Consider the following 25,025-nt stretch of genomic DNA (forward strand, 5'->3'; position numbering starts at 1 on the left):
CCTCGCCGCTACGTCATCCGGCTCGAAGGAGAGTCTCCATGTCAGTTCTCAGCACCTCGCGTGCCCACGCGCCGGCCCCCGCCGAACTCGATCCCGAGGAGCGGATGTCGCGCGATGAGCTCGAGGCACTGCAACTGCGCAGGCTGCAGGCCACTGTTCGCCTCGCCTATGCCAAGGTGCCGCTGTACACCAGCAAGTTCGATGAGGCCGGTGTGCATCCCGATGATCTCCGGTCTCTCGAGGACCTGCAGAAGTTCCCCTTCACCACGAAGGAGGACCTGCGCCTCAGCTATCCCTTCGGGATGTTCGCCGTGCCACGCGCCGAGGTCGCACGCATTCACGCGTCCTCGGGCACGACCGGGCTGCCGACCGTGGTCGGCTACACCCAGAACGATCTCGACAACTGGGCCACACTGATCGCGCGCTCCTTGCGCGCCAGTGGTGTGCGTCCGGGGCAGATGGTACACAACGCCTACGGCTACGGGCTGTTCACCGGGGGACTCGGCGCACACGCGGGTATCGAACGACTCGGCTGCACGGTCGTTCCCATGTCCGGTGGCAACACACCGAAGCAGGTGCAGCTGATCCGGGACTTCCGTCCTGACGCGATCATGGCAACCCCGAGCTATCTCCTCACGATCATCGACGCCATCGCGGCGAGCGGCGAGGATCCGCGTCTGAGCTCGCTCGCGGTCGGCATCCTCGGCGCCGAGCCGTGGACGAACGAGATGCGGGACACGATCGAGCGCAGCCTCGGGATCGACGCCGTCGACATCTACGGCCTGAGCGAGGTCATGGGTCCGGGGGTTGGCAACGAGTGCATCGAATCGAAGGACGGCCCGCACATCTGGGAGGACCACTTCCTTCCCGAGATCATCGATTCCGAGACCGGCGCGAGTCTTGCCGACGGGACGCAGGGGGAACTCGTGTTCACAACCCTCACGAAAGAGGCGTTGCCGGTGATCCGTTACCGGACTCATGACATCTCGAGTCTTCTTCCCGGCTCGGCCCGACCGAATATGAGGCGCATGAGTCGGATCGCGGGTCGCAATGACGACATGATCATCCTGCGCGGCGTCAACCTCTTTCCCAGCCAGATCGAGGAGATCGCCCTCGCGATCGAGGGCCTCTCACCCCACTTCTCCCTCGAGCTGACGACGGCCGGGCGCATGGACAGCCTGACCGTGCACATCGAGTCCCGCGAGGGGTTGAGCGCGGCCGAGGGGCAGGCGGCCGCGGACCGGTTGGTTCGAGAGGTGAAGTCCCGCATCGGCAGCTCCGTCGCCGTCGAACTGGCTCAACCGGGATCCCTGCCGCGGAGCGAAGGCAAGCTCAAGCGCCTCCATGACAACCGCTGAGTCGCCGGATTGACGGGCGTCGATGGCGCGTGACATTCTTTTACAGAACGAACGGTCAGTAAGTGACCGCGACGCAGGGTGATGGAGCCATGGCAGAGGCATTGATAGTAGGCGGCGTTCGGACGCCGATCGGACGCTATGGCGGCAGCCTCGCACAGGTGAGGCCCGATGACCTCGCGGCGCTGGTCATTCGTGAGCTGGTCGAGCGCACTGGGATAGCTGCGGAAGCCATCGACGACATCGTCTTCGGCGACGCGAATCAAGCCGGCGAGGACAACCGGAACGTCGCCCGGCTCTCGGGCCTGCTCGCGGGACTCCCTGTCAGCGTTCCCGGCATCACCGTCAACCGGCTGTGTGCGTCTGGCCTCTCCGCCGTGCACATCGCGAGCGCGATGGTGAAGTCGGGAGAGGCCGATGTCGTCATCGCGGGCGGGGTGGAATCCATGACCCGAGCACCGTGGGTCATGGCGAAGCCCGAGAAGGCGTTCGGCAAGCCCGGTGAAGTGGCGGACACCTCGATCGGCTGGCGCTTCGTCAACCCGGCTTTTCGCGAACGCAAGTTCACCTTCAGCATGCCCGAAACCGGTGAAGAGGTCGGCATCCAGGAGGGGATCACGCGCGAGGATGCTGATGCCTTCGCGCTGCGCTCGCATCAGCGCGCCATCGCCGCGGCGGCGGCAGGTCGATTCACCGAGGAGATCGTCGCCGTTCCCACGCCCACCGGTCCGGTGTTCGACGATGAGGGCCCGCGCGCCAACACCTCGATGGAGGTGCTGGCGGGTCTACGTCCGGTGGTCCGGAATGGATCGCTGGTGACCGCCGGCAACGCCTCCCCGCTCAACGACGGCGCCGCGGCCGTGCTGATCGCCAGCGAGGCCGCGGTCGAGCGCTTCGGGCTGACGCCGAGGGCACGTGTGATCGGGGGGTCCTCCGCCGGGGTGTCGCCCGAGGTGATGGGACTCGGTCCCGTGCCCGCGGTCCAGAAACTTCTCGCTCGCACTGGACTGGATCTCGCGCAGCTCGGCGCGATCGAGCTCAACGAGGCGTTCGCCACCCAGGCTCTCGCGGTCATGAGGCGCCTAGGACTCGATGAGCAACTCGTCAATGCCGATGGCGGCGCGATCGCCCTCGGTCATCCGCTGGGGGCGTCCGGCACTCGCATCCTCGTCACCCTTCTCGGGCGCATGGAACGAGAAGAGGCGCGGCACGGTCTTGCCACGATGTGCGTCGGAGTCGGCCAAGGCGCGGCGCTCGCGGTGGAGCGTCTCGCATGACCGCGTCCGTGCTCCGGGTTGATGCGACGCGCCCCGACCGCCTTCACGTGACGCTCGATCATCCCCAGACCCGCAACGCGATCTCCGCGGCGATGGTCGCGGACTTGCACGAGATCTGCCTCTCGCTCGAACGAGACCCGCGGATCCTCCTACTCAGCGGTGCGGGGGGCGTCTTCGCCTCCGGTGCCGATATCGCGGAACTCCGAGAGCGTCGACGCGATGACGCTCTGGCCGGCATCAACTCGGGAATCTTCCAACGGATCGCCGCTCTTCCGATGCCGGTCATCGCCGTCATCGACGGCTGGGCACTCGGCGGCGGCGCGGAGCTCGCCTATGCGGCCGACTTCCGGATCGCCAGTACCTCCGCGAAGATCGGAAATCCCGAGACGAGCCTCGGCATCGCCGCAGCCGCGGGCGCCACCTGGCGGCTCGTCGAGCTGGTCGGCGAGCCGCTCGCCAAGGAGATCCTGCTGGCGGGGCGCGTGCTCACCGCCGAGCAGGCGTTGGCGGTCCGGCTTGTTACGGAGGTCCATCCTCCTGAAGCGCTCTCGGCGGCGGCAGACGACCTGGCCGATCGGATCGCCGCACAGGACCCGCTGGCGGTGCGAATCACCAAATCTCTGATCCACGCTCCGCGTTCCGCTCATCCCGCGATCGACAATGCCGCCCAAGCGGTGCTGTTCGAGTCGGAGCAGAAGTTCGCTCGAATGACCGCCTTCCTGGATCGGAAGAAGAAATGACCTCATCGGCGGTGCCGCAGACCGTCGGCGTCATCGGCGGCGGACGGATGGGCGTGGGCATCGCGCACGCCTTCCTGCTCGCCGGCGCTCGAGTCGTCATCCTCGAACGCGACTCGGCATCCGCCGAGGTGGCAGAGGTCGGGTTGACCGACGCGATCACCCGCAGCGTGGAGCGTCGCAGCACCCAGGAGAGCGAGGACGACCTTCTGGCTCGCACCGGCACGACGACCGACGCCGCCGATCTGGCAGGGACCGAGCTCGTCGTCGAGGCGGTCCCCGAGGACTTCGCGCTCAAGTCGACGATGCTCGCGCGAGTCGAGCGTGTTCTCGAGCCGACCTCGTACCTGGCCTCGAACACCTCGTCGCTGTCGATCGACGAGTTGGCGAGCAAGCTGGAGCGCCCGGATCGCTTCCTGGGCCTGCATTTCTTCAATCCGGTGCCGAGCTCCACCTTGGTCGAGATCGTCCGAGGCGAACGGACCGGGCCGGGTCTGGTCGCCGAAGCACGCGGCTGGGTGGAAGCCATCGGCAAGACGCCCATCGTCGTGCGCAACTCGCCCGGTTTCGCCAGCTCCCGGCTCGGCGTCGCCATCGCACTCGAGGCGATCAGGATGCTGGAGGAAGGCGTCGCATCGGCCGAGGACATCGACACCGCCATGGTGCTCGGTTACAAGTTCCCGGTCGGCCCATTGCGGCTCACCGACATGGTCGGGCTGGACGTGCGGCTAGGCATCTCGGACTACCTCGAGTCGACTCTCGGCGAGCGGTTTGCGGCGCCTGCCCTGCTTCGCCAGCTGGTCGAGCAAGGTCACCTGGGCCGGAAGAGCGGTCAGGGCTTCTTCACGTGGACCGAATGAGTCACCGACGAAAGGACACACGATGACTTCGACGACCCAGGCCAGAGTCGGCACCCGCGGGGACAGCCCCCGGCTGCTCCCCAGTTACGTGGCCGGAGCGTGGTGGACGCCGGAGCGCGGGGCACCGGTTCTCGACGCGTCGACCGGCGAACCGATCGCGCTCGTCGGGTCGGAAGGCCTCGATCTCGCGGCGGCCGTGGACTATGCCAGAACCGTCGGGCAGAAAAGCCTCGGTGCGCTCACCTTCCATCAACGCGCGCTCGTGCTGAAGGCGCTGGCCAGCGTGCTTTCCGAGCAGAAGGACGCGCTCTACGAACTCAGCACGCGCACGGGTGCGACGCGGCGCGACTCCTTTGTGGACATCGACGGCGGAATCGGCGTTCTCTACAGCTATGCCAGCAAGGGCCGTCGGGAACTGCCGAACAGCACCCTCTTGATCGATGGGCCGCCAGAGGGCTTGTCGAAGGACGGCTCATTCGGCGGCCAGCACATCTATTCGCGCGTGCCGGGAGTCGCCTTCCAGGTCAACGCCTTCAACTTCCCGGTCTGGGGGATGCTGGAGAAGTTCGCGCCGGCGTTCCTCGCCGGAGTTCCGAGCATCGCGAAACCTGCCACGCCGACCGCATACCTGACCGAGGCGTGCGTCCGCATCATGGTGGATTCCGGGCTGCTTCCCGAGGGCGCGTTGCAGTTGGTCTCCGGCTCGGTCCGTGGCTTCCTCGACCACCTCGACGTGCGTGACCGTGTCGGCTTCACCGGGTCGGCGTCGACGGCGACGGCGCTGAAGGTGGACGACGCCGTCATCTCGAGAGGAGTCGCTCTCGGCTGTGAGACCGACTCGCTCAACTCGGCGATCCTGACTCCGGATGCCGTCGAAGGGACGCCGGAGTTCGATGCCTTCGTCGCATCGGTGGTTGCTGAGATCACCTCCAAGGCCGGCCAGAAATGCACCTGCGTCCGCCGGGTCATCGTGCCCGTCGAGATGGCAGATGCGGTGATCTCGGCTTTGAGCGTCCGCCTTGACGCCAGGACCGTGGTCGGCGACCCGCGGGCCGACGGCGTCACGATGGGCCCCCTCGCCAGCATCGACCAGCGCGACGACGTGCGCTCCAGTATCGAAGCGCTCATCGCGGGTGGTGGGGAGATCGTCTACGGGAGCCTTGCCGAGCCCGAGGTGGTCAACGCCGACGGGTCGGTGTCGGCTTCCGTCGGCGCATTCCTGGCCCCGGTGCTGTTGCGGTTCGCCGATGCCGATGCCGATGCCGTGCACCGGATCGAGGCGTTCGGCCCGGTGGCGTCGATTCTGGGCTACCGGGACTTGGATGACGCGATCCGCCTGGCGAATCGAGGTGGCGGCTCTCTCGTCGCAACGATCGCCGGGGCGGACCCGGCTGCGGTGGCTGCGGTCTTCGCCGGAATCGCGCCGTTCCACGGGCGCGTGCTCGTGCTCGACCGTGACGACGCCCGCTCGAGCACGGGGCACGGCTCGCCGATGCCTCAACTGGTGCATGGCGGCCCCGGGCGCGCCGGCGGCGGCGAGGAGCTCGGCGGCATCCGGGCCGTAAAGCACTTCATGCAGCGGACCGCCGTGCAGGGCTCTCCGGCCGCCCTGACCGGGTTGACCGGGGAGTGGCGGGCCGGAGCGCCGTCGGTCAGCACAGGGGAGCACCCGTTCCGAAAGCCTCTGTCGCGGCTGCGGATCGGCGATGCCGTCGAGTCCGGGTCGAGGGAGATCACCCTGGATGACATCGAGCACTTCGCCGAGTTCACGGGAGACACCTTCTACGCTCACATGGACGAGGAGGCCGCCGCGGCCAATCCGTTCTTCCCCGGTCGCGTCGCTCACGGGTATCTGCTGCTGTCATGGGCGGCGGGACTCTTCGTTGACCCGGCCCCCGGCCCGGTCCTCGCCAACTACGGACTCGAGAACTTGCGTTTCGTGACGCCCGTCTCCCCGGGAGACTCGGTGCGGGTCATCCTGACCGCGAAGCAGATCACGCCCCGAGAGACGGAAGACTACGGCGAGGTGCGGTGGGATGCGGTGTTGCTCAATCAGCGCGATGAGCCGGTCGCGAACTACGAGGTCCTGACACTCGTCAGTAAGGAGTGACTCAGCTGTGCGGCGAGACGATCAGCCCGTCGAAGGCGACGGCGATCACGTCATCGGCAAGCTGATCGACCGTGAGCCCCTTGCCGGGTTTGTACCAGTCGACGATCGAGTTGACCATTCCGAAGAGCAAGCGGGTGATCGTCCCGGAGTCGACGTCAGAGCGCACCGCGCCGGCCGAGACCCCCTGGTCGACGAGCTGCGCGACCTGATGATCGAACTCCCGCCGACGACGAAGCGCGTCGCGTTCGATCGCGGTGTTCCCGCGAACACGCAACAAGACCGTGACATAGGGAAGATCGGCGACGAGAACCGCAACCGCGGCGCGGACCACGAAGCGCAGCCGCTCCACGGGGTCCCCATTCGTCGCCCCCGGCAGGGTGAGTACGTTCTCGAGGCTGCCGAGAGCTCGGTCCAAGGCCAACCGAAGCAGATCCTCCTTTCCGGTGACGTGATAGTAGACCGCGGACTTGCTCGTGCCGAGTCGCTCTGCGAGCAGGCCCATCGAGGTGGCGTCGTAGCCGAAATCGTTGAATGCCGAGACGGCGATCTCGAGAACCGTCTCGAGATCGTAGGGGTCTCGACCGACGCGACCGTTGCCGACGGTACTCGACGGTTTCGCGCGCGCTGAAGGGGTCATGACCACCGACTCTAGCCGACGAGTGGCCTTGTTCCGCGGCGATCCGCGTGGTATTTTTACTGAACGATCAGTAAGTTGGCGAGTCGATGACGGCTCGGGAAGGAGAGCCTCGTGGCCTTAGTGACGCCCGGCATCAGGCCCGGAGCCGTGGATGATGCGGCCGGTGAAGAGCGATTCCTGGAGCTCATCACAAGCGACAGCCGGGTCGAGCCCACCGACTGGATGCCGGAGGCCTACCGCAAGACGCTCGTGCGGCAGATCTCGCAGCATGCGCACTCCGAGATCATCGGCATGCAGCCGGAGGGCAACTGGATCACCCGAGCCCCCAGCCTGAAGCGCAAAGCGATTCTGATGGCCAAGGTGCAGGACGAGGCGGGTCATGGGCTGTACCTCTATTCGGCAGCGCAGACCCTGGGCACCGATCGCGACACCATGTTCGAGCAGCTCATCACCGGCGCCGCGAAGTACTCGTCGATCTTCAACTACCTCACTCCGACCTGGGCTGACATGGGCTCGATCGGCTGGCTGGTCGATGGCGCCGCGATCTGCAACCAGGTGCCCCTCTGTCGCGCGTCCTATGGCCCGTATGCACGCGCGATGGTGCGCATCTGCAAGGAGGAATCGTTCCATCAGCGCCAAGGCTTCGAGATCCTCCTGGCACTCATGAACGGTTCGGAGTCGCAACGGGCCATGGCTCAGGAGTCGGTCAATCGCTGGTATGCGCCGGCGTTGATGATGTTCGGTCCCCCCGACGCGGACTCACCCAACTCGCGGCAGAGCATGGACTGGAAGATCAAGCGCTTCAGCAACGACGAGCTGCGGCAGCGGTTCGTCGACATGCTCGTTCCGCAGGCGGAGGCGTTGGGCGTGACCCTGCCGGATCCCGACCTCAAATGGAACGAGGAGCGGGGTCACTACGACTTCGGTGAGCTGGACTGGTCGGAGTTCTACGACGTACTGAAGGGCAACGGTCAGGCGAATGCGGTTCGGCTCAACACACGCCGGGCCGCCCACGAAGGCGGCGCGTGGGTGCGAGAGGCGGCCCGGGCTTATGCCGACAAGCAGGCGGCGGCCGCCGCGGATTTGGAGCTGGCATCGTGACGAGCCCCGGTGACTCCGGTACCCGCGAGCAGTGGCCGCTCTGGGAGGTCTTCATCCGTTCGTCGCGCGGTCTGTCGCACGTCCACGCCGGATCGCTGCACGCACCCGACGAGACCATGGCGGTGCGGAACGCGCGAGACCTGTACACCCGCCGAAGCGAAGGCGTCTCCATCTGGGTCGTGCGGGCCTCCGACATCACTGCCTCGGATCCCGATGCCAAGGGCGCGTTCTTCGAGTCGCCGCGCGGCAAGGAGTTCCGTCACGCCAACTACTACACGAAGTCTGAGGGGGTGCCGCACCTGTGAGCGTGACCAGCAAACGGGCGGCGTCGCCGGTGATCACGCCGGAAGCGCTGGCCGAGCAGATCTCGGCCGCGAAACTGGTCGCATCCGAGCCCGTCGCGCGCTACGCACTCGGGCTGGGGGACGACGCCCTCATCCTCGCTCAGCGCCTCGGTGAGTGGATCGCCCATGCGCCCGAGCTCGAAGAGGACATCGCCCTGGGCAACATCGGGCTCGACCTGCTCGGTCACGCGCGGAGCCTGCTGAGCTACGCGGGATCGGCGTGGGGTATGGCCGAGGACGACCTGGCCTACTTTCGCGACGAGCCGGAGTTCCGCTGCCACCAGTTGTTCGAACAGCCCATCGGGGATTTCGCCCAAACCATCGCGCGTCAACTGATCGCCTCGGCGTATTTCCACGGGCTCTATCGATCACTGGGGCGGTCCGCCGATCCAACCCTCGCCGCAATCGCGGCCAAGGCGGTCAAAGAGATTGACTACCACCTCGACCACTCCTCGCAGTGGTTGCTGCGGTTGGGGCTGGGCACAGAGGAATCGGCTCGTCGGATGCAGCGCGGACTCGACGCGATGTGGCCGTTCGTGGACGAGTTGTTCCGCCGGCAGCCGGAAATCGAGGAGCTCGACGGAATCGCCGTTGACCCCGCTTCGCTTCGGCCGGCCTTCGACCAGCTCGTACCGCGGCTGATCGTCGAGGCCGGATTGTCGGTTCCGACGACCGGCTCCGCCCGCGGGGGTGGTCGTCAAGGAGTGCACTCCGAGGCCCTGGGTCCCCTCCTCGCCGAGATGCAGGTGCTGGCTCGCGCCCACCCGGGGGAGGCATGGTGAGCGCCGTCGAGACCGAGGCGCGCCCGCGGCCGACGTCCGCCCGGGAGCGAGCGATCTGGGACATCGCGGCGACCGTCGTCGACCCCGAGGTTCCCGTACTCACGATCGAGGATCTCGGCGTTCTGCGCAGGGTGGTGCTCGACGGCGAGCAGGTCACCGTTGAGATCACGCCGACCTATTCCGGCTGTCCTGCCATCGATGCGATGCGGGACGACATCGTCGTCGCGCTGGCCCGGCACGGTTACCCTGACGCCACGGTGAACGTGGTCCTCGCTCCGGCGTGGACGACCGAGTGGCTGAGCGATGATGGCCGCGCCAAGCTCGAGGCATTCGGGATTGCGCCGCCGGTCCCGCGTCGAACCGACGGCGGTGTCGACCTCGGGCTCGGCATTCGGTGCCCGCATTGCGGATCTCTGCACACCAGGGCCATCTCGGCATTCGGATCGACCTCCTGCAAGGCGCTCTACGTGTGCCAGCGCTGCCAGGAGCCATTCGACTATTTCAAGCAGCACTGACTCACGCAGCCCCGACCTCAAGGATCACCGAGTGACCACCACCCCGACGCGACGCCGCGCCCGCTTCCACACGTTGACCGTGTCCCAGGTGCGCCCGCTCACCGACGACGCGATCGAGGTGACCCTGGCCGTCCCGCCGGAACTCGCGGGGAGCTACGACTACTCGCCCGGGCAGTACATCGCGATCCGGACCTCGTTGAACGGGGGTGAGGTTCGTCGCAGCTACTCGATCTGCCAGGCCCCCGTCGACGGAGAACTCAAGGTCGCCATCAAACGCGACCCCGGCGGCCTGTTCTCGACCTGGGCGGTGGAATCGCTAGCTGCGGGGATGGAGCTCGAGGTGATGAGCCCGGAAGGCCGATTCGTCTCGCAGATCGACCAGTCGGCCAGCAGCTTCGTCGGAATCGCAGCGGGTTCGGGGATCACCCCCATGATGGCTCTGATCGAGAGCACTCTGGGTGCGTCACCGGGCAACCACTTCTCGCTGGTGTATTCCAATCGCACCGCAATGGACACGATGTTCGTCGATGAACTCGCCGATCTCAAGGATCGCTATCCGGATCGGCTCGCGCTCTACCACGTGCTCACGCGCGAGCGGCGCAGTTCCGAGCTGCTCTCCGGAAGGCTGGACGCCGACAAGTTCCGGAACATCCTCAGTTCCCTGATCCGGCCGAGCGACATCGACGAGTGGTTCATCTGCGGTCCATTCGATTTGGTTCAGTTGTGCCGTGACACCCTCGTGGAACTGGGAGTCGATGTCTCGGCGATTCGCTACGAACTCTTCACGACCGGCAGGCCCGATCGGCCCTCGGGTCAGTCCGGGCGGCCCGTGGTCCCCGTCGATGAGCGGGAAGTCCATACCATCACCTTCCGGCTGGATGGGACCACGGCCACCGTGACCAGCCCGGTGCACAGCAACGAGAGCATCTTGAACGCTGCCCTCCGGGTTCGCAGCGATGTGCCGTTCGCCTGCGCAGGCGGCGTCTGCGGAACATGCCGCGCGGCGCTCACCGACGGCACGGTCGAGATGCTGGAGAACTACGCCTTGGAGCCCGATGAACTCGAACGGGGCTACGTGCTCACCTGCCAGTCTGTTCCGACGAGCGAGAAGGTGTCGGTCGACTACGACGTCTGATCGACGGATCAAGGAGAGACCATGACCGTGCACCTGACCGTGACCGACGGATATGCCGAGGTCGTACTTGATGACCCTGCCAAGCTCAACGCCCTTGACGAGATCGCCATCGGCGAGCTGTCGGCGGCGTATCGCGAGGCGGCGGAACAGGGGGTGCGGGCGCTGATGCTCCGGGGGGAGGGGAGGGCGTTCTCTGCGGGGCGGGACATCTCGCATCTCGATCCGGCCACCGACGATGCGTACGGCTATCTCGACGGCGTCGTGACGCCGTTGCTCAAGCAGATCGCCGGCTTTCCCGCGCCGACCTTCGCGGCTGCCCACGGGGCCTGTCTCGGAGTCGGGTTGGGGCTGCTGATCGCCACCGACGTGGTGTACGTGGCGGATACGGCCAAGATCGGCTCGCCCTTCGCACAGCTCGGCGCGACTCTCGACTCCGGCGGGCACGCACTCTTCTTCGAGCGGTTGGGCGCCCATCGCGCCCTCGACCTGATCTACACGGCAGAGCTCATGACGGGTGCTGAGGCGGTGGCGGCGGGTCTGTTCAGCCGGGTCGTGTCCGAGGCAGAGCTCGCCGAGTTCACCCGGGCGCGGGCGCAGAAGGTGGCGCTCGGCGCCACGGCCGCATTCCTCGCGAGCAAGAGGCTGATCGCTCAACTCAGGGATGACAGGGTCGGGTTCTGGACCTCCTTGGCTGCGGAGAACGCCGCGCAAGGCGAACTCTGTCTGAGCGACGACTACCGCGAGGGGTTCGCGGCGTTCCAGCAGAAGCGCGCTCCGGTCTTCGGATCGGCGCGGTAAGACGGCGTCGCCCTGAGGTTCCCTGCTGTACGCAGGTGCTGACTTCGTACTGTCTGCTAAAGGTTTCCGAGCAACAAGAGCGGCTCTTCGATGCAGCGTGCGACATAGCTCAGAAACCCTGAGGCGATCCCGCCGTCGCACACTCGGTGATCGAAGACGAAGGAGAGCGTGACCACCTTGCGCGGCACGATCTGGCCGTTAAGCACCCAGGGGCGATCGATGATGCGACCGATCCCGAGCATGGCGACCTCGGGGAAGTTGATGATCGGGGTCGACCCGTCAACGCCGAAGCCACCGTAGTTGTTGAGGGTGAACGTGCCCCCGCTCAGTGCCGAGGGGGCATATTCGCCCTTCTCGGATGCGGCGACGAGGGTTGCGACTTGGTCTCTGAGTTCTCGAGTGGTGAGCTCGTGGGCGTTGTGGATGACCGGCACCATGAGCCCGCGAGGGGTCTGCGCGGCGATTCCGAGGTTGATGGCGCCGTGCTGCACGATCTCGTTGCTCGCGTCATCGAGCGAGGAGTTGAGCACCGGAAACTGCTTGAGACCTGCCACGGTGAAGCGTGCGATCAGCGAGGTGAGACTGAAGCGCTCGCCGGTCGAGTTCTGCAGGCGCTCCTTGGCGGAGAACAACTCCGTCGCATCGACGTCGAGCCAGATCGTCGCCTCGGGAACGATCCGGCGCGACTCGCTCAGCCGGGATGCGATCAGCTTTCGCATGCCGGTGAGAGGAATGCGGATGTCGTGGGCCCCGAGCAGTTCGTGGGCCAATGCGGGGGCGGTCTCGGCCGCGGTCGGCGTAGCGAGTGCGGCGATGGCCGACTCGACGTCGTCGCGGCGGACGAGAGACCCGGGCCCGGAGCCCAGCAGGTGGCTGGCGTCGAAACCGTTCGATCGGGCAAGGCGTCGCACCAGAGGCGACACGACCGGGGAGCGCCGCGTGAGATCGAGAAGGCCGTCCCGGGCGGAACTCGCGGGATCGGAGGCAGTGCGAGCGCCGAACCGACCTCCCGCCGGGCGCTTCAGTCGCACGCTCGGCTCGCGGGTTCCGTAACCGACCAAGACGGCGCCGGACCCGGACGACGGTGCCTCCTCACGGAGCGCAGTGCCAGGGACCAGGTCGGCGAGTTCGGGGGACGGCTCGTGTTCGGAGGTCGGCCCAGAAGCCGTCGGCGGGATGCCCAGCGCCGCGTCAATGGAGCTAATGGTCAATAGGGGGGAGCCCTTCGCGACCACGTCGCCTTGCGCCGCGTCCAGTCGCTCGACCCGGCCTCCGTAGGGCGAGGGGAGCTCCACGACCGACTTCGCTGATTCGACTTCGACCACCAGCTGATCGATCTCGATGACGTCTCCGGGGGCGACCAGCCAGGTGACCACCTCGGCCTCGGTCAGCCCCTCGCCCAGGTCGGGAAGGAGGAACTGCTTCGACATGTCGTTCACCATTCCCAGGTGTCCAGCGCCGCCAGGACGCGCTCCGGGGTCGGCAGGTAGTGCTCCTCGAGTTTGGGCGACGGGTAGGGGATGTCGAACCCGGTGACGCGCAGGATGGGGGCCGAAAGATGAAAGAACTCGTGCTCGGTCAGACGTGCAGCCACCTCGGCGCCGTATCCGCCGAACTGGGCCGCCTCGTGGATGACCGCGGCTCGTGATGTCTTGCGGACAGACGCTCCCACCGTCTCGTCGTCGAAGGGCGAGAGGCTGCGGAGGTCGACGACTTCGATGGACAGGCCCTCGGCCGCTCCGAGTTCCGCTGTCTCGAGTGCGGTCTTCACAGTTGGCCCGTATGCGATCAGGGTGACGTCGGAGCCCGATCGAAGCACCTGTGCACGGCCCATAGGGGCGGTTGTCACCGGGAGCGCAACCTCGTCTTTCGCCCAATACCGGCTTTTCGGTTCGAGGAAGATGATGGGATCGTCGCTGGCGATGGCCTCTCGCAGCATCGAGTACGCGTCAGCCGGGTTGGAAGGGGTGACGACGGTGAGTCCCGGCGTGTGAGTCCAGTAGGCCTCCGAGGAGTCGGAATGATGCTCGACTCCGCCGATGGCTCCCGCGTACGGGATGCGGATCACGATCGGCAGCCTGATCCTGCCTTTCGTGCGGTTGGCCATCTTCGCCAGATGCGAGGTGATCTGTTCGAAGGCTGGGTAGCTGAAGGCGTCGAACTGCATCTCGACGACCGGGCGCAAGCCGTACATCGCCATGCCGATCGCCGTTCCAACGATTCCGGACTCGGCCAGCGGCGAGTCCCAGACGCGGGCTTCGCCGAACGCGGCGCTGAGCGAATCGGTCACCCGGAACACGCCGCCGAGCGGCCCGACGTCTTCTCCGAACACGACGACATTCGCGTCGTCGGCGAGGGCATCGCGGAGCGCTGCGTTGAGCGCCCCGGCGATGCTGATGGTGGTCCTGCGCTCGGTGGCCGGAGCCGCCGCGGCGCGCACGTCCTCGGTGATGGTCATGCCGCGCCCTCCGAATGGGCGAGCTCGTGCGCGAGGAAGGCGCGCTGCTCGCGAAGGGCTGGACGCTCCGCAGCGTAGACATGGTCGAAGAGTTCGAGCGGATCGAGCACCGCATCGGTGTTCATCGCGTCTCGAGTTCGTTCGGCCAGCTCCTCGGCGGCGTCCATGATCTCGGCGCGCACGGTATCCGTCAAGGCGCCGATCTCGGTGAGGTACGTCGCGAGGCGCTCGATGGGGTCGAGCGCCCGCCACTCTGCCTCCTCGGACTTTCCGCGGTAGCGGGTCGGGTCATCGGAGTTGGTGTGCGCCTCGATGCGGTAGGTCAGCCCCTCGATCATGGTGGGACCGTGCCCCGCGCGCGCGTTCTCGATGGCGGCGCGGACCACCGCGTACATGGCGGCGACATCGTTGCCGTCGACGTAGTAGCCGGGCATCCCATACCCGATGGCCCTGTCAGCCAAGGTGCGGGCATGCGTCTGCTTCGCGACGGGGACACTGATCGCCCAGTGATTGTTCTGGATGACGAAGACGGCAGGCGCGGCCCACACCGACGCGAAGTTGAAGGCTTCATGGGCGTCGCCTTCACTGGTCGATCCATCGCCCAGGAAGGTGACCGCGACCGCGTCGTCGCCCCGGAGCTTGGCCGCAGTTGCGAGCCCGACCGCGTGAAGAGCTTGAGTCGCGAGCGGGGTCGACTGCGGCGCGATCTTGTGGACGTTGGGATCGAATCCGGTGTGCCAGTCGCCCCGGAAGAACGCCAGGATCTCGACCGGGCTGACTCCGCGGCTGAGGAGGGCGATGGTGTCGCGGTAGGTGGGGAACAGCCAATCATTCCCACTCATGGCGGCGACCGTGGCGATCTCGCACCCTTCCTGCCCCAGCGCGGAGGGGTAGGTCGCGAGACGCCCCTGACGGGTCAAGGCGGTCACCTGAGCGTCGAAGCGACGCGCGAGCACCATGTCGCGGTACAGGCGAAGGAGGATCTCGACATCCGGAAGCGCGAAGCCAGCCGTCCGCTTTCCCTTCACCGCCGTGCCTTTCGGGTCGATCAGGCGAATGGGCATTTCCGTGGGACGGACCGGGCCGGCGACATCGCTCATGCAGTCATGTTCGTGGAACGCGACGGTGCGCGCGATGGACCGCGGGCAGGTCGGAACATATGGCTGCGCTCTCGTGAAAAGCGATCCATTCGTCCCGTTATCGGGCTAAGCGAAGGGCCAATGGTCCTGAGCCACACCGGGTGCTGTGCCGTCACGCGAGTCCAGCACGACGTGCGACCGCGTCGACAGCACACCCGGCATCGTGTTGATCTGGTGCATGATCACGTCGCTGAGACGGTCGTTATCGGGTGCGCTGACGGTGATCACGAAATCGATGTCGCCGCTCACGGCCAGAACGTTCTCGACAAACGGCAACTCCGCGAGTGAGCGGGCGATCTCGGGCCAGGGGATGCCCCCGACGGTGACGATGACAATGGCGGTGACGTTGAGGCCCAGGGCCTTCCGGTCCACCTTCGCCGTGAAGCTCGTGAGCACCCCGGACTCGATCAGGCGACGCATCCGCGTGTTCGCCGCGGTCCGTGAGATGTGCACGCGTTCGGCGATAGCGCGCACGGAGAGCCGCGAGTCCTGACTCAGCGCGGAGATGATCGCACGGTCAGTGCGGTCTAGTGGCATGGCTCACTCGGAGCCCCGGCAAGCTCTGCGAATCGACTCATGGTGGCGACTAGCCTACGGCGCATGGCGGCTCGTCAACCCACGTTTCGGCCTTCCCCTGTCTGCTCGGCGCCGGCCTCTGATTCCCGGGCGTCGATCCAGTGATTGCTCCATGACGCGATCGCCTCGAGGATCGGTGACAGTTCAAGGCCGACCTCGGTCAAGCCATAACGAATCTCCACCGGCCGAGCATTCGCCACCTCGCGGAACACGACCCCGGCATCCTCGAGCTCCCGGAGGCGCTGGGTCAGCATCGTGTCGGTGATCCCTGGGATTCCGCTTCTGAGTTCGGTAAATCGCGTGGTTCCGGCCAAGAGGGCCTGAAGGATGACCCCGTTCCAGCGCCGTCCGATGAGCTCGACGGCGGCGTGATAGCTCGGGCAGACGGCAAGACGCAGGTTCTTGGCGCCGCCGGAGTTCATTGGAGCTATAGTATTCATATCAACTACTAATTCCTTAGTTGCAATAGCGATTGGATCAACTATGCCTGTGGACAATGATACTGACGGAACCCCTGTCTCCCGCCTGCGCGAACTCGACTTCTTTCTCGGTCGATGGAGTGCGACCGGCGAATTCCATGCCACGCCGTTCGGGGCGCGCAAGCCCGTCGAGATGCGGATCACCGGCACCTCAGAGGACCGTGGCATGTGGACCGTGATCCGGACGGAGGAGTTGGCGACGGACGCCAACTCGGCGCCACTGACGGCACGGTATCTCTGGGGCTACGACGCGGTGGCTGACGAGTTCGTCGCGGAGTGGTTCGACAGCAACGGGGGACGGGCGACTCAGCGCTCGAGCGGATGGGATGGCGAGTCGCTGGTCTTCCTCGGCACGATGACGGTGGGCGGCTTCACGGTTCCACTTCGCGACAGTTTCAAGCGCAAGAGCCCGTCGGAGTACTCCCACTTCGGCGAGACCGACCTCGGGGAAGGCTGGATCACCGTCGACGACGAGGCCGTTGTCCGAGCGCCCGAGAAGTAGCTCTTCTGATAACGACAAGAATAGGGAAGGTACGAAGTTGAATCTGGAACCCCTCACGCCTGACGACACGACGATCATCATGATCGATCATGCGGTCGGCTTTGCGAACATCCTCCGGTCTCACGACCTGCCGCTGCACCTCAACAACGTAGTGGGGCTTGCGAAGGTGGCGGTCACCTTCGGCACAGGGTTGGTGGTGACGAACGGCGAACCCAGCAAGCCGTCCGGTGGCCTGTATCCGCAATTGCTCGAGGTCATCGGCGATCATCCGGTCATTGAACGCGGGGGCAACTTCAATTGCTTCCTCGACAAAGCATTCGCCGAGACCGTCGAGGCGACTGGTCGGCGCAGGCTCGCCATCGCGGGAATCTCGACCGAGGGATGCGTGCTGCAGACAGTGCTCGGCGCGCTGAGGCTGAGCTACGAGGTGTACGTGGTCGCCGATGCGTCGGCGAGTCTCACTCTCGAGACGCACAGCACGGCCGTGGCGCGGATGACGCAGGCGGGCGCAACGCCGGTGACCTGGTTCTCTCTCGCCGGCGAGTTCACGGTCGATCATCGGAGTGCGTACGGCCCCCTCAACCAGAGGCTGATGCGGGAGCACGTCCCGTCAATGGCGATGGGCGCGGCGGTGTATTTCGGCGCTCAGGCTGAGGCGCGCCGTGCCGACGCCGCATCGAATCTCTGATTGACTCTGACTCAAACTCAATGGTAATGTCCCCCTGTCGTCAAGGAGGTCGGCACCATGGAGCGCACTGTCACCGTTGTCGGGCAGGTCCGCGACGCGCTGGGCGATCTCGGCTTTCCCCTCGGGTGGCTGTCCTTCCCCCCGGCGCATGGGTCGCTCTCGTCGAACATCTCGAATACCGAGATTCGCGCGACACCACTGGTCATCGCGCGCTGCCACAGCGTCGACGACATCGTCCACGTCCTCATGGCGGCCGGGCAACTGAGCCTCCCCGTTGCGGTGCGGGGCGGAGGCTATTCGCCCGCCGGTCTCGGGACGGTTGAGGGAGGGATCGTCGCCGACGTCTCGGCGCTCGATGAGATCGTCGTCGATCCCGCCACCCGCACGGTGCGCGTGGGAGCCGGTGTACTGAGCGGAGACCTCGAGCAGGCATTGGCGGCCCATGGCCTCGCGATGACGATTCCCGTGCCCAGCCGGGCGGGGGTCGTCGGTGCCGCCCTCTCCGGCGGCGTGGGCGTGCTGGTTCGCAAGCTCGGGTATGTATCTGACGCGATCATCGGGGCGACCGTCGTGACCGGTCTGGCCGAGGTCGAAGTCGTGGACGAGCGGGACGTGAGCGGCCTGTTCTGGGGGATCAAAGGTGGAGGGGGCAATTTCGGCATCGTCGCCGAGCTGGAGTTTCGGTGCGTCGAACTGCCCGAGCTCGCGACCACACAACTCGTCTTCGGAGAAGAGTCGCTCGCTGCCGCGCTGGCCTTCTACCGCGACTGGACGGTCGGGCTGCCCGAGGACATCACCGCAGTTGCCATGTTGCGCGCCGTGCCCGCGATTCCCGGAGTCCCGGAGGACCGCGTCGGCCGGCCAGGGCTGGTGCTGACGGTCATCCATGCGGACCCAGCGAGGGCAGCGGTCGATCTGACCGGCCTCGCCGACGCTCCGACCGCGATCTTCGCTCACTCATTCACCGGGTCGCCAGGCGAGCTGAGGGTCGCGATGGAGCGAGGGTTCCCCCACGACACCTTCGGCGCCGTGATTCGCTCCGGCTGGACCGACACGATTGACGACGTCGGAATCGCCGACATCGTCGAGCTCGCGAGGGCTGTGCCGAGTCGGCATTCCCTCATCGAGGTCGTGCGGATGGGAGGAGCTGTCCGGACCATGGCAGACCCCGGGAGCGCTCCTGGCCGGGATGCTGAGTTCTTGCTGAACGCGATGGCGCTCTGGACCGAGCCCGACGATGCGAGCGCAAGCCGCGACTGGTCTGCCCGGAGTGCCGGCGTCGTCCACTCGGTCGCCGACAGCCCCGCTCTCGCTCCGGGCTTCGTCTCGCACGACGAGCTCGACCAGGCCGCGACGAGTTATGGAGCGCATTACGAGCGCCTTCGCGACCTCAAGACCAGCTTCGACCCGAGCAATCTCCTCCGCCGCAATCTCAACATCCAACCAAGGAGCACTCAATGACGAGCACCAGCCCGACCACATCCTTCGACGTCGCCATCGTCGGAGCCGGCCCTGTCGGCGTCTCCGCAGCGATCGACCTCGCACGCCGCGGACGCCGGGTCATCGTCCTGGAGCGCCGAGCCGCGCCGTCCGACCAGCCCCGCGCCCACGTGGTCAACGCCCGCACCATGGAGATCTTCCGAGGTTGGGGCGTCGCCGACGCCATCAAACGCGAGGGTCTGCATCCGGAGCTGGCGCGGGGTTTCTCCTGGCTGACCTCGATGTCCTCCGACGCGCTCGCGACCCTCGACTATGTCGACGAGGCGACCGCGGAGCGGCACTCGCCGGAGCGGCTCTGCTCCTGCCCCCAGGATCTGATCGAATCCGTCCTGCTTCAGCGCCTCGCCGAGGAGCCCACGGCGACGGTTCGCTTCGACCATGAGGTCACCGCGATCGAGCAGCGGGCCGGCGGGGTCGATCTCACGGTGCGCGCTGCCGACGACGAGGAGGTCGTCACCGCGCGCTTCGTCCTCGGGGCGGACGGGGCCAACAGCACGGTCCGCACCCTGATCGGTGCGGGGCTCTCGCGCTCCGATGCCCTGGGCCGCCGTGCCAACATCTACTTCCACGCTGATCTCAGCGAGGCTGCCCGGGATCGGCCGAACATCCTGTGGTTCATCCTCTCCCTCGAGACCTCCGGCATCTTCATCGCCCTCAACGGGCGCGATCGCTGGGTGTACAGCGTCGAGATCGACGCCGACACCGATGTCGCCGCGGAGTTCACCGAGGAGTACTGCCTCGAGCTGATCCGCACGGCGACGGGCGTTCCTGACCTCGTTCCGGAGATCCAGAGCGTGCTGCCCTGGCGGGTGGACATGGCGATCGCCGATCACTGGCGGGTCGGATCGGTGTTCCTCATCGGCGACGCCGCGCACCAGTTCCCGCCGATGGGCGGTTTCGGGATGAACAGCGGCATCCAGGATGCGCACAACATCGCCTGGAAGCTCGACGCCGTGCTGGCCGGAACCGCCGACGAGTCACTGCTCGACAGCTACGAGGATGAGCGGCGCGACGTGGCCGTGTACAACGCGAATCGTTCGATGGAGAACGCCAAGAATCAGCAGGAGGCGGCGGCATTCATGTCGAATCCCGAGGTGCTGCGCCTCCTCGCTGCGGCGGAGGGGGACGAGATGCGCGCCATCTTCGCCCAGGGTGTCGAGCAGCAGCGCGCCGAGTTCCACTCACAGGGTCAGCAGTTCGGGTTCGTCTACTCCGGTTCTGCCATCGTCGACGACGGAACGCCGATCGACGAGTCGACCGTCACCGAGTACGTGGTGTCGACCCATCCGGGCGCCCGCGCCCCGCATGCGCGTCTGGCGGCGCACGACGGCAGGGGCGTGTCGACGATCGACCTTTTCGACGGGGGATGGACGCTGCTCTCGAACGGGTCGGCGCAGTTCTGGGCCGAGGCGGCCGCCGAGGCGAGCTCCAACACCGGCGTGCTGGTCACGCCGGCGGCCGTGCTCCCCGTCGCGCAGGGAGCGAACGAGTACGTCGACGAGCGCGGCGACTTCGCGGAGCGCTACGCGCTCGCGCCGGGCGCCGCCGTTCTCATTCGCCCAGACGGTCACGTCGCAGCTCGTTGGCAGAGTACCCCCGTTGACGCGGGGCATGCCCTCGGTTCGGCCCTCGCTCTTGCCGGACTTCGCGGGGCAGCGGTCCCCGCGGAGTGAGGAGGGGGCGGCCTACGATGGAGCCATGGGCCGCCCTCCAACCGCGGGAGCCGTTGACCGGCGTGAGCGGCTTCTGATCGCGGGCATCGAGGCGTTCGGGGCGACGCCCTACGACGAGGTGCGGATCTCGACGATCGCGGCGCAGACCGGAGTGGCGGCGGGTCTCCCGTTCCATTACTTCGGATCCAAGCGCGGATACTACCTGGAGGTGCTCAGGTACATCGGCGTGCAGCTGCGCGAGGTTCTGACGGTGCCGCCCGGCTTGGATCCGGGCGCGTCGGTCCGCGCGGTGCTGCTCGCGCATTTCGACTGGCTCGAGTCCCATCCGGTGGCTCTCCGCGAGCTGCTCCGCGGACCCATGGGCGCCGACCCGGAGGCCCGCGTCGTGTTCGAGGCGGACCGCTGGGACGGGATGTCGCAGCTCCTCACGGCGCTCGGGGTGGCTGCCCCGGACGCGCGGACGCGGATGATGGTCGAGGGCTGGATCACCATGAAGGATGACGTAATGATGCGATGGATCGATAATCCGAGCGTGCCCCGGGACGAAGTGATCGAGTTCCTCGTGCGCGTGCTGGGTGACATCTTCGACGGGCTGGGGGAGCACGGCGCCGGTTATCCGGACCTGAGTCATTCCTAGTCGACGGCTCGCGCGCGTCCCGATCGGGTGGTGGCGCACAAGTCACTTGTTGACATTCTGGTGATGTGCCGGAATGATCATCCCTACACGCGGTCTTCTGGCTCGCGGTGCACGGATGGTGTTGAACAAGGAGGTTCGCGTGCGGTTGGTGAAGTACGTCAAGGACGGCTCGGAACGGGTCGGCGACCTCAACCCCGACGGAACGGTGACTCCGCTTCCCTGGGCGAGCCTGGATGAGCTCTACGCCACCGGCGACGTGCTCAAGGCGGTGCGAGGCGTCGTGCGGACCGGTGAGGTTCCCGTCCAGCCGGATCGGATCCTCGCCCCTGTCACGAGTACCAGCAAAGTCATCGGAACCGGCGGCAACTACGCGGACCACGCGGCCGAGGCGGCGTCACGGCTCCAGGTGCGCGAGCCGGTCTTCATGCCGTTCCTCACCGCCTCGGTCATCGGGCAGGATGCCGCGATCCGCATCCCCACCGAGGACACCTTCACCGACTACGAGGTCGAACTCTCGGTCGTCATCGGCAAGGTCGCGCATCGACTCACCGAGGCGAATGCCATGGACTACGTCGCGGGGTACACCATCGTCAACGATGTGAGCGCGCGGGACGTCATGGAGCGCGAGTTGCTGCAGGTGATGCTGAGCAAGTCGCCGGACACCTTCGTCCCGGTCGGCCCGGCGATCGTCACCGTGGACGAGGTCCCCGATCCCTATTCGCTCGAGATCTCGACACGACTCAACGGGGAGATTCGCCAGCACTCCAACACGGGCAACATGATGGTCCGGATTCCGCGCATCCTCGAGATGATCACGACCTACATCACGCTCAATCCCGGAGACATCGTGACCACAGGCACTCCGGGGGGAGTCGGGTTCTTCCGGGACCCGCAGGAGAGCATGCAACCCGGCGACACGATCGAGGCGGTCGTCGAATCGATCGGGGTGCTCTCGAACCCGGTCGAAGCCGGGTGGACGTAGAGCGATCCCCGCACTCCCGGCGCAGCGGGCTCAATCAATCTGCGCGATGGTTCAAAGGAGAATCACAGTGAACACCAGTGTCCGTCGAATCTCGGCGCTCGCGATCGCGATGATCGCCGCCACCGCACTCGCAGCCTGCTCGACCCCTTCGACCCCGACGACGCCGACCGCGAGCAAGCCCGGCGCGGTCACCGACATCGCGGTCAGCTCCAGTCCGTCATCGGGGAATGCCTCGCTGTACCTTCCGATCCAGGACGGCTCATACAAGGCGGCCGGGCTCAACGTCACGCCGCAGGTGCTGCAGAACGGTGCCCAAGCGGTCCCGCTGCTGCTGAACGGCCAACTGCAGTTCGCGGCATCCGACCCGCTGTCGGCGCTCGCCGCCATTTCACAAGGGACGCCGATCTCGATCGTCGCGGCCGGGGCTATCGTGCCCACGGATGCGTCGAAGGACCCGAACGGGGCAATCGTCGCCGCGGATTCCACCATCACCTCGCTCAAGGGCCTCAACGGCAAGACCGTGGCCGTGAACGGGCTCAACGGCTTCGCGGCTGTCAGCATGAAGGCCGCGATCGATGCGGCGGGCGGTGACTCCTCGTCGATCAAGTGGGTGGAGATCCCGATCCCGCAGATGCAGACCAGCGTGGCGAACCACACCGTCGATGCGGCCGTGACCACGGAGCCGTTCATCACGGCGGCGGAGGCTGCCGGCTCCGGGGTGAAGCCGCTGCCCGGTGGCGGCATCGCGACCGCGACGGGCGGGTTGCCGCAGCTTGTCTACCTCGCATCGGACGACTACATTGCCCAGCACAAGGACACGGTCTCGGCGTTCGTCTCCGCGGTGAATGCTGCCGCGAAGAAGCTCACCGGCGACCCCAGCCTCATCCGCACGGTCGCCAAGACCTCGACGACCGTGTCGGCCGACGTCCTCGACAAAATGACACTTCCTGCATTCGGGCCGCTGACGCTCAAGGCGATGACGAAGCTCCAGAGCCTCGCCGTGAAGTACCACGTGCTGAGCGGGCCGGTGGCCGACCTCCCCAAACACGTCTTCACCAACTAGCAGGGACGTGAACACGATTCACAGGGATTCCGAGACACGGGGGTCGGCGATGGTCATGGACGTGACCGCCGCCGGCCTCCCGGCCGCAGCCCGCATCACGGCCCGTGGTGTGCGGCGGCGCCATTGGCGTCCGAGCCGGGGTGTGCTGCTGGCTCTCCGCCTCGGCTTCATCGTGCTGGTGCTCGCGCTGTGGGAGCTCGGGGTCGACCTGGGCATCATCCCGCGATCCGCGGTTGCCGCCCCCTCGCAGATCGCCCTTGCTCTCGGTGAGGTCGTGCCCACCACTGCATTCTGGACGGCGATCGGCCTGACCCTGTTGACCTGGGGGATTGGGCTCGGCATCTCGGTGGCGGTCGCCGTGCCGCTCGGCATCGTGTTCGGCATCGGGACCACGGCGTATCTCATGTTCCGCAACACGATTGACTTCCTCCGGTCCATCCCGCCGGTGGCGCTGGTGCCGCTCGCACTGCTGCTCTATGGCGCGACCATCAACATGGCCGTGGCCCTGATCGTCTTCGGCTCGGTCTGGCCGCTGCTGCTGCAGACAATGTACGGCGTGCATCAGATCGATCCGGTCGCGCGCGATGTTGCGCGCTCCTACCGCCTCACCGCCCGGTCTACCTTCTTCTCGCTGATCCTGCCCAGCGCCGCGCCATTCATCGCGACCGGGTTCCGGATCTCCGCGACGATCAGCCTGCTGCTTGGGATCGGCGCGCAGGTGATCGGCGGAGCGCCCGGAATCGGCGTTCAACTCAACGTCGCCGAGGAGAGCAACCAGATCGCGACCGTGTACGCCTACATCCTCGTGGCTGGCGCTCTCGGGATGCTGATCAACCTCGGCCTGCAGGCCCTCGAGAGGAAGGTGCTGAAATGGCATCCGTCCTACCGCTGAGCGTCCAGAGCGATCCGGCCCCGTGGCGGCGTGCGCTGCTCGAAGCGATCGTGCCGTTGGTACTCATCGCGGCCTGGTGGTTCACGAGCGCGGGCAGCACAGCGCTGTACTTCCCGGCACTCTCGCGGATCCTCGATTCCTTCGTTCAGGACTGGTTCTCGGCCGCCTTCGTCACGGATGTCCTCCCGACCCTGGGCCGCCTCTTCATCGGCTTGTTGATCTCGGCCGTGCTCGGGATCGGGATCGGGGTCGTGCTCGGGCTGCTGCCCGTGCTCAGCGACATCGTCGCACCGGTCACCGAGTTCTTCCGAGCGATCCCCGGCGTCGCGCTGCTGCCCGCGGCCCTGCTGCTGTTCGGGATCGGGCCCGGCATGCCGATCGCCCTGATCGCCTACGGGACCGTGTGGCCGATCCTGTTGAACACGATCGACGGAGTGCGAGGCATCGAGCCCGGCGTCCGGGATGTCGCGGCGAGCTACCGGATCCGATTCCGCGAACGGCTGTTCATGATCATCCTGCCCGCCGCAAGTCCGCAGATCATGGCCGGACTACGGACCGCGCTGGCGATCGGCGTGACCGTCATCGTGTTCGCCGAGATGATCGGCTCGACGAACGGCATCGGCTTCCAGATCCTGCAGGCGCAGCGGAGCTTCGCGGTGCCGCGAATGTGGGCGGGAATCGTGTTCCTCGGCATCCTGGGCTTCGTTCTGAATCTGCTGTTCTGGGCTCTCGAATCATCCGTCCTCCGCTGGCACCGCAACATGCGTGCTGTGAACCGTTAGGGA

Annotated in this window: 26 protein-coding genes; 20 read left to right on the forward strand and 6 right to left on the reverse strand. The window is 66.5% G+C overall.

From position 1 onward, the window contains the following. Positions 1–38: 38 nt before the first annotated feature. The 5 genes from paaK (at position 39) to paaZ (ending at position 6,339) form a co-directional block, all read left to right on the forward strand. On the forward strand, positions 39–1,358 hold the full coding sequence (paaK, locus tag ACFPJ4_RS01275) for a phenylacetate--CoA ligase PaaK (RefSeq protein ID WP_386738473.1): 1,320 nt from the start codon (positions 39–41) through the stop codon (positions 1,356–1,358). Between the two features lie 89 nt (positions 1,359–1,447). Then, positions 1,448–2,632, forward strand: a complete 1,185-nt coding sequence (locus ACFPJ4_RS01280; protein ID WP_386738474.1) for an acetyl-CoA C-acyltransferase — start codon at positions 1,448–1,450, stop codon at positions 2,630–2,632. Then, the gene (locus ACFPJ4_RS01285; protein ID WP_386738475.1) at positions 2,629–3,372 is read left to right on the forward strand and encodes an enoyl-CoA hydratase/isomerase family protein; all 744 of its coding nucleotides are present in this window, start codon (positions 2,629–2,631) and stop codon (positions 3,370–3,372) included. The genes ACFPJ4_RS01280 and ACFPJ4_RS01285 overlap by 4 nt, the downstream gene beginning before the upstream one ends. Continuing rightward, positions 3,369–4,229, forward strand: a complete 861-nt coding sequence (locus tag ACFPJ4_RS01290; RefSeq protein WP_386738476.1) for a 3-hydroxyacyl-CoA dehydrogenase family protein — start codon at positions 3,369–3,371, stop codon at positions 4,227–4,229. Before ACFPJ4_RS01285 ends, ACFPJ4_RS01290 begins: the two co-directional genes overlap by 4 nt. Positions 4,230–4,251: 22 nt before the next feature. Beyond that, entirely contained in the window at positions 4,252–6,339 is a 2,088-nt protein-coding gene (paaZ, locus tag ACFPJ4_RS01295) for a phenylacetic acid degradation bifunctional protein PaaZ (protein WP_386738477.1), read from the forward strand. Position 6,340: 1 nt separating this feature from the next. On the opposite strand, the gene ACFPJ4_RS01300 is transcribed toward paaZ, so the two are convergent. Beyond that, a complete protein-coding gene (locus tag ACFPJ4_RS01300; protein WP_386738478.1) occupies positions 6,341–6,976 on the reverse strand; it encodes a TetR/AcrR family transcriptional regulator in 636 nt (211 codons plus the stop codon). 120 nt (positions 6,977–7,096) lie between these two features. Here ACFPJ4_RS01300 and paaA point away from each other — a divergent pair, with 120 nt between their 5' ends. The 6 genes from paaA to ACFPJ4_RS01330 are packed head-to-tail and all read left to right on the forward strand — an operon-like array spanning position 7,097 to position 11,651. Then, entirely contained in the window at positions 7,097–8,077 is a 981-nt protein-coding gene (gene paaA / locus ACFPJ4_RS01305) for a 1,2-phenylacetyl-CoA epoxidase subunit PaaA (protein WP_386738479.1), read from the forward strand. Further along, positions 8,074–8,382 (forward strand): 1,2-phenylacetyl-CoA epoxidase subunit PaaB, encoded by a 309-nt coding sequence (gene paaB / locus ACFPJ4_RS01310; RefSeq protein WP_386738480.1) that lies wholly within the window; start codon positions 8,074–8,076, stop codon positions 8,380–8,382. Before paaA ends, paaB begins: the two co-directional genes overlap by 4 nt. A 2-nt stretch (positions 8,383–8,384) precedes the next feature. Next, entirely contained in the window at positions 8,385–9,203 is an 819-nt protein-coding gene (gene paaC / locus ACFPJ4_RS01315) for a 1,2-phenylacetyl-CoA epoxidase subunit PaaC (protein ID WP_386738481.1), read from the forward strand. Next, the gene (gene paaD / locus ACFPJ4_RS01320; protein WP_386738482.1) at positions 9,197–9,718 is read left to right on the forward strand and encodes a 1,2-phenylacetyl-CoA epoxidase subunit PaaD; all 522 of its coding nucleotides are present in this window, start codon (positions 9,197–9,199) and stop codon (positions 9,716–9,718) included. Before paaC ends, paaD begins: the two co-directional genes overlap by 7 nt. 31 nt (positions 9,719–9,749) lie before the next feature. Then, positions 9,750–10,853, forward strand: coding sequence for a 1,2-phenylacetyl-CoA epoxidase subunit PaaE (paaE, locus tag ACFPJ4_RS01325; RefSeq protein WP_386738483.1), 1,104 nt, complete (start codon positions 9,750–9,752; stop codon positions 10,851–10,853). A 21-nt stretch (positions 10,854–10,874) separates the two neighbouring features. After that, a complete protein-coding gene (locus ACFPJ4_RS01330; RefSeq protein WP_386738484.1) occupies positions 10,875–11,651 on the forward strand; it encodes an enoyl-CoA hydratase/isomerase family protein in 777 nt (258 codons plus the stop codon). A gap of 56 nt (positions 11,652–11,707) precedes the next feature. Here the strand turns inward: ACFPJ4_RS01330 and ACFPJ4_RS01335 are convergent, their stop codons facing one another. From ACFPJ4_RS01335 to ACFPJ4_RS01355, 5 genes are all read right to left on the reverse strand, one after another. Continuing rightward, complete coding sequence (locus ACFPJ4_RS01335) at positions 11,708–13,081, reverse strand: dihydrolipoamide acetyltransferase family protein (RefSeq protein WP_386738485.1); 1,374 nt, start codon at positions 13,079–13,081, stop codon at positions 11,708–11,710. 5 nt (positions 13,082–13,086) lie between these two features. After that, the gene (locus ACFPJ4_RS01340; RefSeq protein WP_386738486.1) at positions 13,087–14,109 is read right to left on the reverse strand and encodes an alpha-ketoacid dehydrogenase subunit beta; all 1,023 of its coding nucleotides are present in this window, start codon (positions 14,107–14,109) and stop codon (positions 13,087–13,089) included. Then, complete coding sequence (pdhA, locus tag ACFPJ4_RS01345) at positions 14,106–15,209, reverse strand: pyruvate dehydrogenase (acetyl-transferring) E1 component subunit alpha (RefSeq protein ID WP_386738487.1); 1,104 nt, start codon at positions 15,207–15,209, stop codon at positions 14,106–14,108. The genes ACFPJ4_RS01340 and pdhA overlap by 4 nt, the downstream gene beginning before the upstream one ends. A gap of 105 nt (positions 15,210–15,314) precedes the next feature. Then, a complete protein-coding gene (locus ACFPJ4_RS01350; RefSeq protein WP_386738488.1) occupies positions 15,315–15,785 on the reverse strand; it encodes an Lrp/AsnC family transcriptional regulator in 471 nt (156 codons plus the stop codon). 74 nt (positions 15,786–15,859) lie between these two features. Continuing rightward, a complete protein-coding gene (locus ACFPJ4_RS01355) occupies positions 15,860–16,246 on the reverse strand; it encodes a winged helix-turn-helix transcriptional regulator (RefSeq protein ID WP_386738489.1) in 387 nt (128 codons plus the stop codon). Between the two features lie 67 nt (positions 16,247–16,313). On the opposite strand from ACFPJ4_RS01355, the gene ACFPJ4_RS01360 reads away from it, so the two are divergent. The 9 genes from ACFPJ4_RS01360 to ACFPJ4_RS01400 all read left to right on the forward strand — a co-directional run bounded on the left by ACFPJ4_RS01360 (position 16,314) and on the right by ACFPJ4_RS01400 (position 25,022). After that, complete coding sequence (locus ACFPJ4_RS01360) at positions 16,314–16,805, forward strand: hypothetical protein (RefSeq protein WP_386738490.1); 492 nt, start codon at positions 16,314–16,316, stop codon at positions 16,803–16,805. Further along, on the forward strand, positions 16,783–17,493 hold the full coding sequence (locus tag ACFPJ4_RS01365; protein ID WP_386738491.1) for an isochorismatase family protein: 711 nt from the start codon (positions 16,783–16,785) through the stop codon (positions 17,491–17,493). Before ACFPJ4_RS01360 ends, ACFPJ4_RS01365 begins: the two co-directional genes overlap by 23 nt. Before the next feature lie 57 nt (positions 17,494–17,550). Next, positions 17,551–18,954, forward strand: coding sequence for an FAD-binding oxidoreductase (locus ACFPJ4_RS01370; RefSeq protein WP_386738492.1), 1,404 nt, complete (start codon positions 17,551–17,553; stop codon positions 18,952–18,954). Further along, entirely contained in the window at positions 18,951–20,666 is a 1,716-nt protein-coding gene (locus tag ACFPJ4_RS01375; RefSeq protein ID WP_386738493.1) for an FAD-dependent oxidoreductase, read from the forward strand. Before ACFPJ4_RS01370 ends, ACFPJ4_RS01375 begins: the two co-directional genes overlap by 4 nt. Before the next feature lie 25 nt (positions 20,667–20,691). After that, positions 20,692–21,303: a TetR/AcrR family transcriptional regulator gene (locus ACFPJ4_RS01380; protein WP_386738494.1), complete on the forward strand. Its 612-nt coding sequence runs from the start codon at positions 20,692–20,694 to the stop codon at positions 21,301–21,303. Between the two features lie 139 nt (positions 21,304–21,442). After that, on the forward strand, positions 21,443–22,285 hold the full coding sequence (locus ACFPJ4_RS01385) for a fumarylacetoacetate hydrolase family protein (RefSeq protein WP_386738495.1): 843 nt from the start codon (positions 21,443–21,445) through the stop codon (positions 22,283–22,285). A gap of 67 nt (positions 22,286–22,352) precedes the next feature. Next, positions 22,353–23,348, forward strand: coding sequence for an ABC transporter substrate-binding protein (locus ACFPJ4_RS01390; RefSeq protein WP_386738496.1), 996 nt, complete (start codon positions 22,353–22,355; stop codon positions 23,346–23,348). Between the two features lie 55 nt (positions 23,349–23,403). After that, positions 23,404–24,240, forward strand: a complete 837-nt coding sequence (locus ACFPJ4_RS01395; RefSeq protein ID WP_386738497.1) for an ABC transporter permease — start codon at positions 23,404–23,406, stop codon at positions 24,238–24,240. Continuing rightward, complete coding sequence (locus ACFPJ4_RS01400) at positions 24,219–25,022, forward strand: ABC transporter permease (RefSeq protein WP_386738498.1); 804 nt, start codon at positions 24,219–24,221, stop codon at positions 25,020–25,022. Before ACFPJ4_RS01395 ends, ACFPJ4_RS01400 begins: the two co-directional genes overlap by 22 nt. Positions 25,023–25,025: the final 3 nt, after the last annotated feature.

Origin of the sequence: Lysinimonas soli, from assembly GCF_042655435.1 — a bacterium.
GTDB lineage: Bacteria > Actinomycetota > Actinomycetes > Actinomycetales > Microbacteriaceae > Lysinimonas > Lysinimonas soli.

Coding starts and splice junctions, on each gene's coding strand:
- paaK (WP_386738473.1), top strand. CDS start 39: ATGTCAGTTCTCAGCACCTCGCGTGCCCACGCGCCGGCCCCCGCCGAA.
- ACFPJ4_RS01280 (WP_386738474.1), top strand. CDS start 1,448: ATGGCAGAGGCATTGATAGTAGGCGGCGTTCGGACGCCGATCGGACGC.
- ACFPJ4_RS01285 (WP_386738475.1), top strand. CDS start 2,629: ATGACCGCGTCCGTGCTCCGGGTTGATGCGACGCGCCCCGACCGCCTT.
- ACFPJ4_RS01290 (WP_386738476.1), top strand. CDS start 3,369: ATGACCTCATCGGCGGTGCCGCAGACCGTCGGCGTCATCGGCGGCGGA.
- paaZ (WP_386738477.1), top strand. CDS start 4,252: ATGACTTCGACGACCCAGGCCAGAGTCGGCACCCGCGGGGACAGCCCC.
- ACFPJ4_RS01300 (WP_386738478.1), bottom strand. CDS start 6,976: ATGACCCCTTCAGCGCGCGCGAAACCGTCGAGTACCGTCGGCAACGGT.
- paaD (WP_386738482.1), top strand. CDS start 9,197: ATGGTGAGCGCCGTCGAGACCGAGGCGCGCCCGCGGCCGACGTCCGCC.
- ACFPJ4_RS01330 (WP_386738484.1), top strand. CDS start 10,875: ATGACCGTGCACCTGACCGTGACCGACGGATATGCCGAGGTCGTACTT.
- ACFPJ4_RS01335 (WP_386738485.1), bottom strand. CDS start 13,081: ATGTCGAAGCAGTTCCTCCTTCCCGACCTGGGCGAGGGGCTGACCGAG.
- ACFPJ4_RS01340 (WP_386738486.1), bottom strand. CDS start 14,109: ATGACCATCACCGAGGACGTGCGCGCCGCGGCGGCTCCGGCCACCGAG.
- pdhA (WP_386738487.1), bottom strand. CDS start 15,209: ATGAGCGATGTCGCCGGCCCGGTCCGTCCCACGGAAATGCCCATTCGC.
- ACFPJ4_RS01350 (WP_386738488.1), bottom strand. CDS start 15,785: ATGCCACTAGACCGCACTGACCGTGCGATCATCTCCGCGCTGAGTCAG.
- ACFPJ4_RS01355 (WP_386738489.1), bottom strand. CDS start 16,246: ATGAACTCCGGCGGCGCCAAGAACCTGCGTCTTGCCGTCTGCCCGAGC.
- ACFPJ4_RS01370 (WP_386738492.1), top strand. CDS start 17,551: ATGGAGCGCACTGTCACCGTTGTCGGGCAGGTCCGCGACGCGCTGGGC.
- ACFPJ4_RS01375 (WP_386738493.1), top strand. CDS start 18,951: ATGACGAGCACCAGCCCGACCACATCCTTCGACGTCGCCATCGTCGGA.
- ACFPJ4_RS01380 (WP_386738494.1), top strand. CDS start 20,692: ATGGGCCGCCCTCCAACCGCGGGAGCCGTTGACCGGCGTGAGCGGCTT.
- ACFPJ4_RS01395 (WP_386738497.1), top strand. CDS start 23,404: ATGGACGTGACCGCCGCCGGCCTCCCGGCCGCAGCCCGCATCACGGCC.
- ACFPJ4_RS01400 (WP_386738498.1), top strand. CDS start 24,219: ATGGCATCCGTCCTACCGCTGAGCGTCCAGAGCGATCCGGCCCCGTGG.